At 64.3% G+C, this 13541-nt stretch carries 11 protein-coding genes and 1 pseudogene; 6 read left to right on the top strand and 6 right to left on the bottom strand.

Translation table 11 applies throughout. From position 1 onward, the window contains the following. The 5 genes and pseudogenes from AC1DS6_RS41290 to AC1DS6_RS41270 all read right to left on the bottom strand — a co-directional run. Window positions 1-150 (bottom strand): annotated as a pseudogene (locus AC1DS6_RS41290) (thiolase domain-containing protein); the annotation flags it as partial. A 139-nt stretch (window positions 151-289) separates the two neighbouring features. After that, on the bottom strand, window positions 290-1843 hold the full coding sequence (locus AC1DS6_RS41285) for a class I adenylate-forming enzyme family protein (RefSeq protein ID WP_477104671.1): 1554 nt from the start codon (window positions 1841-1843) through the stop codon (window positions 290-292). Window positions 1844-2155: 312 nt separating this feature from the next. Further along, window positions 2156-3454, bottom strand: coding sequence for an MFS transporter (tcuC, locus tag AC1DS6_RS41280; protein ID WP_441636618.1), 1299 nt, complete (start codon window positions 3452-3454; stop codon window positions 2156-2158). A 159-nt stretch (window positions 3455-3613) separates the two neighbouring features. Beyond that, the gene (locus AC1DS6_RS41275) at window positions 3614-4432 is read right to left on the bottom strand and encodes a crotonase/enoyl-CoA hydratase family protein (protein WP_477104670.1); all 819 of its coding nucleotides are present in this window, start codon (window positions 4430-4432) and stop codon (window positions 3614-3616) included. Between the two features lie 64 nt (window positions 4433-4496). Continuing rightward, window positions 4497-4745, bottom strand: a complete 249-nt coding sequence (locus tag AC1DS6_RS41270; RefSeq protein ID WP_441636615.1) for a DUF2917 domain-containing protein — start codon at window positions 4743-4745, stop codon at window positions 4497-4499. Window positions 4746-4852: 107 nt separating this feature from the next. Between AC1DS6_RS41270 and AC1DS6_RS41265 the strand changes: the two genes are divergently transcribed. After that, a complete protein-coding gene (locus AC1DS6_RS41265; protein WP_441636613.1) occupies window positions 4853-5776 on the top strand; it encodes a LysR substrate-binding domain-containing protein in 924 nt (307 codons plus the stop codon). Window positions 5777-6256: 480 nt separating this feature from the next. Further along, on the top strand, window positions 6257-7069 hold the full coding sequence (locus tag AC1DS6_RS41260; protein WP_441636611.1) for a hypothetical protein: 813 nt from the start codon (window positions 6257-6259) through the stop codon (window positions 7067-7069). 149 nt (window positions 7070-7218) lie between these two features. Here AC1DS6_RS41260 and AC1DS6_RS41255 read toward each other — a convergent pair whose 3' ends face one another. After that, window positions 7219-7608, bottom strand: coding sequence for a hypothetical protein (locus AC1DS6_RS41255; RefSeq protein WP_477104669.1), 390 nt, complete (start codon window positions 7606-7608; stop codon window positions 7219-7221). A gap of 541 nt (window positions 7609-8149) precedes the next feature. Between AC1DS6_RS41255 and AC1DS6_RS41250 the strand changes: the two genes are divergently transcribed. The 4 genes from AC1DS6_RS41250 to AC1DS6_RS41235 form a co-directional block, all read left to right on the top strand. Beyond that, entirely contained in the window at window positions 8150-10606 is a 2457-nt protein-coding gene (locus tag AC1DS6_RS41250) for a two-partner secretion domain-containing protein (RefSeq protein ID WP_477104668.1), read from the top strand. Window positions 10607-10653: 47 nt separating this feature from the next. After that, window positions 10654-12369, top strand: coding sequence for a ShlB/FhaC/HecB family hemolysin secretion/activation protein (locus AC1DS6_RS41245; protein WP_477104672.1), 1716 nt, complete (start codon window positions 10654-10656; stop codon window positions 12367-12369). Between the two features lie 17 nt (window positions 12370-12386). Then, window positions 12387-13193, top strand: coding sequence for a peptidylprolyl isomerase (locus AC1DS6_RS41240; RefSeq protein WP_477104667.1), 807 nt, complete (start codon window positions 12387-12389; stop codon window positions 13191-13193). A 105-nt stretch (window positions 13194-13298) separates the two neighbouring features. Beyond that, window positions 13299-13541 (top strand): hypothetical protein (locus tag AC1DS6_RS41235; RefSeq protein WP_477104666.1); only part of this gene is annotated, 243 nt, incomplete at its 3' end.

Raw genomic sequence — 13541 nt, 5'->3', positions numbered from 1 at the left:
ATAGCCATCCACGTCCTGCAGGCTGAGTCCTGCGTCCTCCAGCGCGCCCTTGGCGCACTCGGCGTGCAGTTGCGCGACGGTCTTGTCCGGTGCCTTGCGGGTCGGGTGCTCGTAGGCCCCGACGATATATGCCTTGCCTTTGATGCTCATGGGTCTCCCTGGTTGTTCGGGGTACTTTGTTGTCCTGCAATCGTCGAATCAATGAAACATCGAATCATCGAATCATCGAACCGGCGAAATGATTAAAACAGATGCCTCGCGTTCTTGCTTGTCGCGGCGTGCTTCGCGTTCAGGGCGCGCGCCCGTACTGTTCGCGCAAGTCGCGCTTGAGCACTTTACCGATAGCGTTGCGCGGCAGTTCGTCCGTCAACACCAGTGCGGCAAGCCGCTGCATTTTTTCGAGCCGCCCGTTGACCCAGTCCAGCAGTCCGGCTGTATCGGACGTGGCGCCCGGCTGCAGCACCACGAAGGCCACCGGCGTTTCGCCCCAGCGCTCCGAGGGCACGCCGACCACGGCCGCGTCGGCGATGTCCGCATGTTCCAGCAATACCGCCTCGATATCGCTCGGATAGATATTGAAGCCACCCGAGATGACCATGTCCTTCTTGCGGTCCATCAGGACGAGAAAGCCGTCGGCATCGAAGTAACCGACATCGCCCGTGCGGATGAAGCGCTTGCCGGCGGCATCGAACCACTCGGCCTCCGCGGTCTTCTCCGGATGATTGTGGTAGCCGGACATCATCGCGGGCGAGTGCCCGACGATCTCGCCCGGCGTGCCGGCCGGCGCATCGGCCGGCAACTCCCGGCCATCGTCGTCCAGCAGCCGCATATCCGTATCCGCGGAAGGGCGCCCGACCGTGTGCAATTTGTCCGGATGTTCATGCGCGCGCAGCTCGCACCGCCCGCCGCCCTCGGTCATGCCGTAGTACTCGATCAGCGCGCCGGGCCAGCGTGCCAGCACTTCAGCCTTCAGTGCGGCGGCGAAGGGCGCGCTGGTGCAAAACTTGTAGCGGAACGACGACAAGTCGGTGCGGGCGAAATCCGGGTGCGCCAGGATGCGCTGGTACTGCACCGGCACCAGCATGGTGTGGGTGACACGGTGCCTGGCCGCCAGTTCGAGATACTGGCCGGCGTCGAACTTGCGCATCAGCACCACGGTGCCGCCCAGCGACAAGGTGGGAAACAGGCTGACCAGCGTGGTGTTGGAGTACAGCGGGGTCGATAGCAGCGCCACGCTGTCGGGGCCGTAACCGCCCTGGGTGGCGCGCTGCACGTGCGACGAGCGCATGCCGAAGGGCTGGATGATGCCCTTGGGCACGCCGGTGGTGCCGGACGAGTAGATCAGGTTGAAGGGCCAGTCGGGCTGCACGTCGACGCTCGCCGGGCGCGCGTCCGGGGGTGCCAGCCACTCCGTGAAGGCCAGGCCCGCGCCGCTGTCGTCCAGCGCGATGCAAGGAATCCCGAGTTCGGCTTCCAGCCCTTGCAAGGCGCTGCGCGTGCCGGCGTCGATAAACAGCCGGCGCGCCCCCGAATCCTGCACCATGCCGCGCAGCGTCTCCGGGTTCAGGGCCGGGGACAGCGGCGCCACCGCCACGCCGGCGCGCAGGATGCCGAGGAAGGCGGCGACGTATTCGATCGAGGTTGCCGCGCAGATGGCCACGGCCCCCCGCGCCGGCACACCATCGCGCTGCAGCGCGGCGGCGACGCGGTCGGCGAGCCGGTTCAGGCCGGCGAAGTCAATGCTGCGCTGGTCCAGCACCACGGCCGGGTGCCGCGGCCGTAGCGCGGCTTGAGCGTCGACCAAGGCGGCGAGGGGGGTGAAGTCAGTGCTTGTCGGTGACATAGGGCTGCCGTTGCGGCTCTCGGGGTGTTCCTGCTTATCGCGTGGCTGGCATGCTGCCTTGTTCTCGTGCCAGGCTGGCGGGCGCAATGCCGGGCGGGCGATGGCTTGCCCGCCGCGCCCGTGGCGCCCGCTGCAGGTACGGAGTGTCGCGCCTTGCGCCGGCTTCGACAATTTGGCTTTTTGGAAGAGGGGCTTGCCGGGAATGGTTGGTGCGGTGCACAAACGGCGCGAAAATGGTGCGGAAACGGTGCGGAAACGGTGCGCAAGGGGGCGGCGCTGCCAAATCATGCTGTTTGCGGCGCCTGATTGTCGTCAAAATGCCTTGGCCACGGGGCGCGCCTTGCGATACAGGATGATGGTGGCCAGCAACCCGCACGCAGCGGCAAAGGACATCCAGTAACCCGGCGCGGCCTTGTCGCCGGTGGCCTCGATCAGGTAGGTCGACACTGCCGGCGTAAACCCGCCGAACACGGCCGTGGCCAGGCTGTAGGCCAGCGAGAAACCCGCCACCCGCACCTCGACCGGCATCACCTCGGTCAGCGCCACCACCATGGCGCCGTTGTACATGCCAAAGAGGAAGGAGAGCCACAGCAGCACCAGCAGCATGCGTTCGAAGCTGGGCGCGCCGGCCAGCCACGATAGCGCGGGATAGGCTGTGGCCAGGGCGATCGCCGAAATCGCCAGCAGGATAGGACGGCGGCCGATGCGGTCGGAGAGCGCGCCGCCAACAGGCAGCCAGAGAAAGTTGGAGATGCCCACGCACAGCGTCACTGCCAGGCTGTCGGCGGTGCTGAGCTTGAGCACCGTCTTGCCAAAGGTCGGGGTATAGACGGTGATCAGGTAAAACGTGGTGGTGGTCATTGCCACCAGCAGCATGCCGGCCAGCACCGTGCGCCAGTTGCGCAGCATGGAATCGAATACCTCGCGCGTGCTGGGATGGTGCCGCCGGGCGCGGAACTCCACGGTTTCCTGCAACGAACGGCGCAGCACGAAAAGGAAAGGCACGATCAGGCAGCCGACAAAGAACGGAATGCGCCAGCCCCAGGCACCCAGTTCCTCGGCGGTCAGCCAGCGGTTCAGGCCAAAGCCGAGCCCGGCCGCCACGATGATGGCAATCTGCTGGCTGGCCGACTGCCAAGCGGTATAGAAGCCCTTGTGGCCCGGCGTTGCCATTTCAGCCAGGTAGACCGAAACGCCGCCCAGTTCGGCGCCCGCGGAGAAGCCCTGCAACAGGCGGCCGGTGAGCACCAGCAGCGGCGCCAGCAGGCCGATGGTGGCATAGCCTGGCACGAGGGCGATCAGGATGGTGCCGCTTGCCATGAGCGACAGCGTCACGATCAGTCCCTTGCGGCGTCCCACCTTGTCGATATAGGCACCCAGCATGATGGCGCCCAGCGGGCGCATCAGGAACCCCGCGCCAAACACGGCGAAGGTCAGCATCAGCGAGGCGAACTCGCTATTGGCCGGAAAGAAAGCGTGGGAGATATAGGTGGCGTAGAAGCCGAACAGGAAGAAGTCGAACTGTTCGAGGAAGTTGCCGCTGGTGACGCGCAGCACCGCGCCCAGTCTGGAGGAGTCGGGTGCGGCCGTGCCGGCCATCTCCGCTTGCATCGCCAGTCTCCTTTGGCACGCTGTCCCGGCCATCCGCCGCCAGAGGCGGATGGCCGGCCAGTTGGCCGCGCTTGTGCTGGTCAATATATGCGCTGCAAGCGGCCATTGCCAGCCCGGCGCGTGCCAGCGCCAGTGCTTCGCCACGGCCGGTACGCCCGCTCACGCCCCGCGAAACACCGCCGGACGCTTTTCGACGAAGGCGCGGCTGCCTTCGCGCGCATCGAGCGAACCCGCGGCGATCATGAACTGCATGGCTTCCACCGCCAGGCCTTCGTCGATCGGCAGGTTGATGCCCCGCGTGACCGCGCGCAGCGAGGCGGTGACGGCAATCGATGAATGCCGCGCAATCCGGTCGGCCAGCCGCAGGCAGGCGGGCAGCAGGTCAGCGGCATCCACTACCTGATTGACCAGGCCGAACCGCAGCGCGGCGTCCGCGTCGATGGGCTCGCCTGTCAGGATCATTTCATTGGCGCGCTTGCGGCCCACATGGCGCGGCAGGCGCTGGGTGCCGCCGAAGGTGGGCGGGAAGCCCAGCTTGATCTCGGGTTTGGCAAAGGTAGCGTGCCCGGCCGCGATGGCCAGGCTGCAGGCTTCCACGGTCTCGCAACCGCCGCCGAAAGCCAGGCCGTTGACCGCCGCGATGACCGGCTTGGGGAAGGCTTCGATGCGCCGCGTCATGGCCTGTCCCCGCTGCAGGAAGCTGCGCAGCGCCTGTTCCGGCGAAGCCGCGATGTCCGGCGCGAAGCCTGCAATGTCGGCGCCCGCGCTGAAGGCGCGCGTACCGCTGCCGGTAAGGATGACACAACGCACGGCAGGGTCGGCCTCAAGAGCATCGAGCCTGTCCATCAGCGCGTCGATGAGCGGATAGCTCAGGGCGTTAAGCTTGCCGGGGCGGTTCAGTGTCAACAATGCATGCTGGCCGAGTTGTTCATATTGCACCAGCTCTTTCGCGTTGGCCATGTCGGTAATATCGGTCATGTTTGCATCCCGTGGTTGTCCTCATTGTCTTGACTTCCGTGCTGGTGCAGGCGAGGTGAAATGGTCAGGCGGTTCCGCGAACGGCGATGCGTGCCGGGCGGCCGCGAAAGCTGGAAACAAAGACCACCGCCTCCCGCCCGGCGCAAAAGCGATCGCCGCATGCCAGTATCGTGTCGCGCCCAGCCGCTTCCAGTGCGGCAGACTGCTGCGTGAGCCACACCATGCCCTCCGTGCAGATCAGGTAAGATCCCATTCCGAGCGGGATCCGCAGCGGGTCCGGGCCGAGGATCCAGTTGCCTTGCGTAGTGCTCACGATAGCCTCCTGGCGAGCGCGCCAATCTCTGGAGCGGTGCTTGCATTCTTGCCGGGAACCGCCAGGGCCGCCCGGAAGCTTTTTCATCAAGGGTATGCCTGGCCGTCATGTCAATCCTGAGCCGAGCCTCGACCAATGCGTTGCGCGCCATGTCGCTGGAAGCCCTGCGTGGCTTCGAATCCGCGGCGCGCCACCTGAGTTTCACCGCCGCCGCCGAAGAGCTTTGCATCACCCAATCGGCGGTCAGCAAACAGGTCAAGAGCCTGGAGGACGTGCTTGGCGCGGCGCTGTTCCTGCGCGGCGGCAAGGGCCTGAGCCTGACACCGGAAGGCCGCCAGCTGTTTGAGGCGGCGCGTTTGTCAATTGGCCAGCTGGGCGCCGCTATCGACCGCCTGCTTGCCGTCGACCGCATCTCCATCGCCGTCACCACCACGCCGTCGTTCGCCTCGCTCTGGCTGGTGCCCAAGCTGGCGCGATTCCAGGCGGCCGAGCCCGGCATCGACGTTCGCATCGATGCCTCGGAAGCGATGCTCAACCTCGAACGCGAAGGCATCGACCTCGCCATCCGGCTCAACGCGCATCCGCTTGGCCGGGACGATCCCCGCCCACTGCTGCAAGAGCGCCTGCTGCTGGTGGCCGCGCCGGCCGTGGCGGCACGCATTACGGAGGCGCGGCAGATCCTCGATACGCCTTTGCTGGTGTTCCATGACCCCGGCGCCCGCTTTGACTGGATGTCGTGGACACAGTGGTACCAGCGCCTGGGCCTGATGCGCTCGTCCAAGCAGGCGTGCCTGTATTTTTCGCAGTACGCGCATGTGCTGAATGCCGCCGCCCAGCAGGCGGGCATTGCGATAGGGCGTACGCCGATGGTGCTGCCGATGCTCAAGAGCGGGCAGTTGCAGGTGGTCCTGCCCGAGCATGTGGCAGAGGGCCCGACCTACCAGATTGTTGCGTCGAGCGTGGTGCGACCTGGGGTGGAGCGGTTTCGGGCCTGGCTTGAGATGGAGTTGGCGGGTGAAGTGATCGGGTGAGGGCGGATACGCGTGGCGGTAAAGGTGAGACAGCCGTTGGCGTAGCCGATTTTCGCAAGCGACGAAGCGCGCCGGTTTCCGAGGCGCGACTGGCGTCTTTCGAACGTGGATTGTTGAAGATCGGAAATTTCCGCAAATCCAATTAAGAATATTCGTATTACAGCCGGCGCCATTTCACAAAACCTGTCCGAATCGCAGCGCCCCAACTTGGCGGCGAGTGCAGGCGGATTGTGGATCAAGGCGTCAAGCCAGACTTCAGTGGGGTACTGGACGCCAACTTCGACGCCGATACCAACGAGACGCTGGTGATGCGCCTATCCCCGCCCCAATCCGGGGCTGCGGACGCGAGGGGCGTGAAAAGTCATGTCGATAATGGCGTCGCCATCTCACGTAGCTTGATTCACTTCCCCTTCCATCCGTGGGCACGGATGCGCCACCGGCAAAAAAGAGAACGCACCACGTGGTTAGGCAAGCCTCGCTATGAGGAATCTGGCCGAGGGTTGCCGCCAGCGCTGCGTTCGACGACGTAAATCAACAAGGAAAATCATGGGTCGTATCCGTCTTGCCGGGCTGTTCCTGGCGCTCAGTTTGCTGGCTGGTTGTGCTGTCGTGCAAAAGCCGATCCCCGCCTCCACGAAGCTCTTCGATGACCGGACGAGCACTGTGGCCGTGGCAGTGCAAAAGCTGCCGGAGCCCAACCACAGCATGGTCGGCGCGCAGGGGATTCTTGACTACGCGATCAACAAGGCCAACGCGCAGGCGATCGTGGAGCGTTTGCAGCGTCAGGATTTCTCCGTGGTGAAGGCGCTGCCGCAGGAATTCGCGAAGGGCCTGGAGTCGCGTCAGATCAAGGTCGTGCTGGTGCCTGAGCCGCTGGATATGGAGCAATTGAAGAAATTCACAGAAGGCTCCGGAGACGGCGTCGCCGAGATGGACTACCGGCCGCTGGCAAAACAATATGGTGCGGACCGGCTGCTGCTGGTGGCGCCGCGCTGGCTTGGCACGGCGCGCCAGTACTACGGCTTCATGCCGCTTGGCGCACCGGAGGGCTATGTTTCGCTCGTGGGCCAGCTGATCGATCTGCGCACCAACCGGCTGCAATGGTATGAGCCGGTACGGGTCCACACGCCCGTGACCGGCGAATGGGACGAGGCGCCGGAATATGCCAACCTGATGAAGTCGGTGGACGAGAGCACGCAAGCCGCTGTTTCCAGGCTGCGCGCGGCGTTCTTTATGGAGCAGGTGACGAAAGCAGCGGCTGCCGGTGTTTCGGCAGCCCCGGTAGTGCGATAAACACTGGCATATTGGCGCGCGCCCCCTGGCAGGCTGGCAGGGGGCGTCTTGCCGGATGAGCCGCGGTGCATCGCGGCTGGGTTGGCGGCTGTGATGCGCAATACGTCAAGCCAGACTTTGGTGGGGTGTCGTGCGCGCATTCATGGCCGTTATCCGACTTGGATTAAAAGAATGCAGAAGTGCAAGTCCAATAATCCCGATGATGCAATCTGTTGTCTATGTTGAATATTCTTCGATTTTGCGTTTTGCGTATCCAAAAAAATCTGATGATTTTGATATTTTTTTAAACTAACTATCCACGTTCCGAGTTTTCCTGCCTCTGCGCCACTCGATTCATCTGATGCATCGGTAAAGTGAACGTAATGGTGCTCTCCCGGGTTGCAAGCGATCGAATTATTAACCCCGAATAAAAGTGCTGAAATTGTCAGGAATTTTGCCGTGAACGACAATGTATCCTGCCACATTATCAGAATTCCTAATGCATAACGACGACTTCTTCCGAGTAAGCGCAATTTCATTCCATGGAAAGTAGTGGTCATCGTGAGTGTAACTGCGGATTTCCTTCCTCGACAGCCTAGCAGGATGCGCGGACATAGTCAGGCTCATTGTCCTTCGGCTGATAATTAATGAGGATGTAGAGGTCCGGGGATGTATGCAGGATGTGCCCGCACGGGAACAGGCGTTGCGGCTTGCACGTGTCTTCAAGATGCTCTCGCCCTATGGATTGGTTGTTGTGTGCATGTGCATGGCCACTTCTTTGCACCAAATTCCACAACCAGTCAATCAGACAAGTCCTAAGATCGAATTGTTAAATTTATCAAAATAAGACAAATCCGATATTCAGCGTTTCGCGATCCTGCTAGTGTTTCGCCCTGATCCAGTGCGGCGGACGCGAATCGCTGTTGGCACCATCCATTTGGTATTAGCGCCTCCAGCCTGACCACGGCCCTGTCCGCGCAGCCATTCAACGGGGCGCATGAAGTGCAGCAGGCAGGAAATTGGGCAAGACCATTCGTCGATCTTGGGAACACATCCGCACGTGGGCCTCGCTTGCGCTTGGCCGCTATCGCGGCTAGCACAATGTTTGCCACCACCTGGAGCCTGGCTGGCGGGGTCACGCCAGACGGCGGCACTGTCACAACTGCGGCGACCGGTGCCAATGGCCGTATCACCGTGGGCGTCGCACAGGCGGTGGGTGGCGTCTCCACCAATACCTATCGCGACTTCAACGTGCCCCGGGCCGGCGTGGATCTCGACAACAACGCGGCGCACGCCCGGACGATCCTTAATCAGGTAACCAGCACCAATCCTTCCATTCTGGAAGGGCCATTGAGCGTGCTGGGGCCGCGCGCCAATGTCATTCTGGCCAATCCCAACGGGATCAGCGTAAATGGCGCGTCGGTGCACAACATTGGCAATCTCGCGCTGACCACCGGGCAGGTATCGTTCAACGATTTCACGGCGGCCAACGGCCAGCTCCAGCGCAATGTGGTTCTCGACACCAGCGCGGGTGCGATCGAGATCGGCCCGGAAGGGCTGTCCGGCACCTTGCTCAACCTTGAACTGGTGGCCAAGCAGATCCGCATTGAGGGCAAGCTCGAGAATCTCTTCGACGACGCCAATGCCCGCATCCGGGCCGTGGCCGGAACCAGCCGGGCAGAGATCGATACCAGCGTTTCTCCCACGGACAATCTGAGCAAGTGGATCAGCTATTCCGCCCCCGCCCTGAATGCCGGACAAGGGATCGCGCTGGACATTACTGCGGCGGGCAGCCTTAGTGCCGGCCGTATCGAACTCCTGGTGACCGATCAGGGTGCCGGCGTTCGTCACGCCGGCGCTGCCTACGCTACGGCGGGTGACTTCATCGTGTCCGGCACGGGCGACTTGCAACTGGCGTCGGGCAGGATCGGGGCCAGGCAGGACGTGCTGGTCGGCAGCGGCGGCCTGACGGGTACCGGCAGCATCGATGCGGGCCGCAACCTGCAGGTCATCTCGGACCGCGTCAGCCTGACTGGCTCAGCCCTGAGCGCAGGCACCCGTTCGACGGGCGATCTTGTTATTGGCGCAACGGGCCAGGTACACAGCCAGCCGATCCAGCTGACGGACTCGACACTGAAGGCAACAGGCGGCATCGGCTTGTTCGATGCCGGCGCTGGCCTTTCGTTGAACGGCACGCAGGCGACCGCGGCGGGCAACCTGCTGGTCGCTGCGAGGCTACTTCAGACTACCCGGGCCGGCTCGCGCAGCGCGCTGGTTTCCCGAGGCGGCGTGGTCACGATCCAGGCCGATGCCGCCGCGCTTTCCGGCACCAATGTCGACGGCATGGCAGGCACTGGCATGCTGGCGCAGAGCCTGGTCTTGCAGGATGCTGTTGTGCGTTCCACCGGAGGCGGAATCAGGATCACCGCCGCGGCGGACTACGCCCAGCATGACAGCAGCCTGTTGGCGGCGACCGATATCCGCGTCCATGGCGGGACGGTCTTGCTGGATTCCGTTGCCACGCAATCCTCGGTGATCGCTACCGGGGGCGGGGTGGTCATGCAATCCGACGGCGATCTGCGCAATACATGCGCCCGGATCGAGGGCCGGACGCGCATGGCGGACGATACAGCTTCGGCCGGTGCCGTCACCATACGAGCGGGGGGCAGCATGTTCAACACGTCGACTCCGCAAATGCTCGGCATCGTCTTCGGCGTCGATGACGATGTCGTGGTGCAGGCCGGCGCCGATGTGATCAACCGCCACGCCCGCATGATTTCAAACGGCTACCTGAACGTGCGAGCCGCAGGTGATCTTGTCAACGACATCACCAAGCAGGCCGGCGCCAATGACGAACAGCGCGCCTTCTACGCCGCCTCCGGCAAGCGTTGGCTGGTGCTGTCCACGCAGACAGCGGGTTTCGATATCGACTATGGCCACGCGGACCAGCCGGGACAGCTTGCCTATCTGAAGGCGGACAAAGGCATGACGCTGTCCGGCAGGAACGTGATCAACCGGGGCGGGGAGTTCCAGGTCGACAGCGGCAACCTCGCCATCCGCGCCGCCGATACGTTCCGCACGGAGGGCGTGCCTACCGGCAGCGCGCACTATTCCCGTTCCTGCCTGATCGTCTGCCGCACCTCGGCATCGTCCACGACCACGGTGCTTGGCGGACTGCTGTCCGCCAGCGGCAATATCGATATCCACGCAGGAAAGGTGGCCGCGAACCTGGGCGGCCGCGTATGGGCGATGGGAGACCTGACGGTCACCGCGCCAGTAACCTATGCCACCGGCATCACGGGTTACACCGCGATCGCGCGCGACCGCGGCTTCAAGGCCTTCTTCGGCGATACGTGGGCACGGCTCTACGCGATGGACGTCGGCGGCAGCTGGATGGCCGCGGCCAGGACGCGTATCGTGGGCGACACCGTGACCGACGGCGGTAGCTTCGAAGGCGACGTGTCGCTCGCCGGCACCGCTACCGTGATCCGCCCCCGCCAGCGCGATCCCGTCGCCATCGAGAATCATCTCGGCCTCACTTCCTGGTTCTGGCGGTGATCGTGCACGGGTTCAAATCGTTCCCCCATGCCATCGCGGCAGCCGCGATGCTGCTCGCCTCCATGCCGGCACTAAGCCAGCTGTCACCGGGCCCGGTACCGGTACCCGTTCCGGAGGATCCCGCCCAGCGCCTGCTGCGCGAGCAACGCCAGCGGGATCTGGAGCGCGAGGCGACCCAGCCGCCGGCACAGATCGAGGTTCAGCCTTTGCTGCCGTCGGACGCCCCGGTCGAAGCGGTACCGGAATCCTCCACCACCTTTGTGATCCAGCGCATCCAGGTGCAGGGCAACACGGTCCTCCCTGATAGCGATGTCGGCGCCATCACGGCGCCGTTCCTGGGAAAGCCGCTCGGTACCAATCGGATCAACCTGCTATTGCGGCGTTTTACCGAGGCCTTCGTTGCCAAGGGCTACATCACCACCCGCGCCTACCTGGGGGAGCAGAACCTTGCCACTGGCGTACTGGTCGTGACGGTGGTGCCGGGCAAGCTCGAATCGATCCAGCTTAACGGGCGCGCCATCCGGCCCGCCAGTTCCAGCTTGTTCGACACGATGGGTGGGGGACTGGTCACAGATGCCGGCACTGCCTGGCAGTTCCCGGCGCCGGGTGACACCGTGCGGCTGCAGGATCTGGAGCAGGGCGTCGACCAGATCAACCGGCTGCGCCGCAATCGTGCCGAACTGCAGATCCTGCCCGGCCGGACACCGGGCAGTTCCGTCGTGGCACTGGCCAACCAGCCCGGCGACCGGTTCCGTTTCAATGCCGGGGTAGACAACTACGGCAGCCGTACAACAGGGATCTCGCGCACGCGGCTCGGGCTGGACGCCGACAATGCCCTGGGCTTCCAGGAGGCGTTTTCGGCCAGCTACATCGGCACGGCGGATACCAACGCCGCGGTGCTGTCCGCCGCGGTGCCGTTTGGCTACAACACCTTCAGCTATACCGGCTCGATCTCGGAGTACCAGAGCGTCATTGGCGACACGGCGCTGCTGTACGGCCGCAGCTTTGGCCACACCCTGGGCTGGAACCGCGTGCTCACCCGCGACAAGACCGGCCGGCAAGCCGTCGACCTGACGCTTGCCTACCGCAAGAGCGAGCGGGAGATCAACAACCTTCAACTGGATCCGCAACGCCTCACCGTACTGCGGGCGGCCTGGAGCGGCCTGCGCCGTTTCGCCGCCAATGGGCAGCCGGGCTACGTCACGGCCGAAGCAGGCGTGTCACGGGGTTTGCCTTCCATCAATGCAACCCGGGATCCGGCCGACATCCGCCCGGAAGAGGCACATGCGCAATTCACGAAGCTGGATGCCAACGCCACGCTGCAACTGCCATTGCCGCTTGTTTTCGATCGCGCTCAGCTGGCCTGGCGGGCGCAGCTCGTTGGCCAGTGGGCCAATGTCGCGCTGTTCGGCTCGGAGCAGATCTATGCGGGCGGCATGAGCACCGTGCGCGGCTTCCGGGAAGGTGTGATCGCGGGCGATCGGGGCGCCTACCTGCGCAACGAGCTGGCATGGGCCAATGCGCCCGCGCTGGCCGGCATGCGCATGGAGCCATATGTGTTTCTCGACGGCGGCCAGGCCCAGTACGTAGCGACGCGCCGCTGGCAGTCCGTCGCCGGGGCCGGCGCCGGACTGCGCGTGTCGGCCCAGTGGGCCAGGCAAACCTTTACCAGTGAACTGCTGCTGGGCGTGCCGCTCGCACAACCCGCCTACCTGGGGGCAAAGGCAACGCTCCTGCTCGCCACCTTTAACTGGACCTATTGATCTTCAAGGACCTTGTCATGCAAATACAACTCAGCCGTCTCCTTGTCACCACCGCGCTGGCGCTGGGCCTGCATGCCGCTCACGCGGCTTCGGTCAACGGGGTCGCCGTTACCGAAGAGCAGATCACGCGGGCGTTGCAGCTGATGGGTCTCCCCGATGCGCCGCAGGCACGCGACGTGGTCAAGCAGCAATTGATCGCCCGTGAACTGTTCCGCCAGGAAGCCGCCAGGGACAAGGGGCTGGAAGCGCGCCCCGACGTGCAGCAGGCCCTGCGCGAGGCCAGGAACAATATCCTGACCCAGGCCTGGCTCAAGGACCATATCAAGCCCGCGCCCGTCACCGACGAGCAGGTGAAGGCGCGCTACAACGCCATCGTGGCAAGCCTTGGCGACAAGGAATACAAGGGCCGCCTGATCGAGGTGACCGACGACGAAGCCGCCACCGCGGCCCTGGCGCGTATCAAGAGCGGCGAAGACTTCGCCAAGGTGGCCCAGGCAGTGAGCCTCGCGCCATCCAAGGGCAGCGGTGGCGCCATGGACTGGACCAGCTTCAAGACGCCGGCGCAGGAGGGACAGACCCAGAACCTGCCGTTGCCGCTGGCCCAGGCACTTTCCACATTGCCTGCCGGTGCGGTGAGCGCCGCGCCCATTACCTGGAACAACCGCCGCTTCCTCGTCAAGGTCGACGAGGTGCGGGCGACCCAGGTACCGGCCTACGAAGCGGTCAGGCCGGGCATCCAGCAAGCGCTGCAGGCCCAGGAACTGGAGCGCGCCACTGCCGCGCTGGTCACCCGGTTGCTATCGAAGGCCAGGATCACCCAGTAGGGCCAATCGCCGCCCACGATCGTCGGCGGTCCTGCCGCCACCCAGACGCATCAAGCATCAAGCATCAAGCAATAAGCCATAAGCAAAGCATCGTCAGGACTCACCATGTATCGCGACCGACCGGACACGCAGCCCGAGTGCAACCCGCAATATCCGCAAGCGGCAGACGCCGGCATGCCCGATGCCTCCATGGCGGATCGGGGGCGCCGCAGTGTGCCGGCACGCGCGGTCGCGGGCCTGCTTGCGCTGACCTTGTGGGTCGGGCCGATGCAGGTCACCCTGCAGCAGGCGCAGCAGGCAGCAGGCGTGCTGGCAGCCGGCGCGGTCGAGCTGGAGGCTCCGGCGATT

The organism is Cupriavidus sp. 05L310 (assembly GCF_056398185.1).
Note: the sequence above shows the minus strand (reverse complement) of the source record. Positions and strands in the feature narration are given on the sequence as shown.

Bases quoted from the DNA above. Each gene is read 5' to 3' on its own strand.
- AC1DS6_RS41285 (WP_477104671.1), bottom strand. From the start codon at position 1,843: ATGTCACCGACAAGCACTGACTTCACCCCCCTCGCCGCCTTGGTCGAC.
- tcuC (WP_441636618.1), bottom strand. From the start codon at position 3,454: ATGCAAGCGGAGATGGCCGGCACGGCCGCACCCGACTCCTCCAGACTG.
- AC1DS6_RS41275 (WP_477104670.1), bottom strand. From the start codon at position 4,432: ATGACCGATATTACCGACATGGCCAACGCGAAAGAGCTGGTGCAATAT.
- AC1DS6_RS41265 (WP_441636613.1), top strand. From the start codon at position 4,853: ATGTCAATCCTGAGCCGAGCCTCGACCAATGCGTTGCGCGCCATGTCG.
- AC1DS6_RS41260 (WP_441636611.1), top strand. From the start codon at position 6,257: ATGAGGAATCTGGCCGAGGGTTGCCGCCAGCGCTGCGTTCGACGACGT.
- AC1DS6_RS41255 (WP_477104669.1), bottom strand. From the start codon at position 7,608: ATGACCACTACTTTCCATGGAATGAAATTGCGCTTACTCGGAAGAAGT.
- AC1DS6_RS41250 (WP_477104668.1), top strand. From the start codon at position 8,150: ATGTTTGCCACCACCTGGAGCCTGGCTGGCGGGGTCACGCCAGACGGC.
- AC1DS6_RS41245 (WP_477104672.1), top strand. From the start codon at position 10,654: ATGCTGCTCGCCTCCATGCCGGCACTAAGCCAGCTGTCACCGGGCCCG.
- AC1DS6_RS41240 (WP_477104667.1), top strand. From the start codon at position 12,387: ATGCAAATACAACTCAGCCGTCTCCTTGTCACCACCGCGCTGGCGCTG.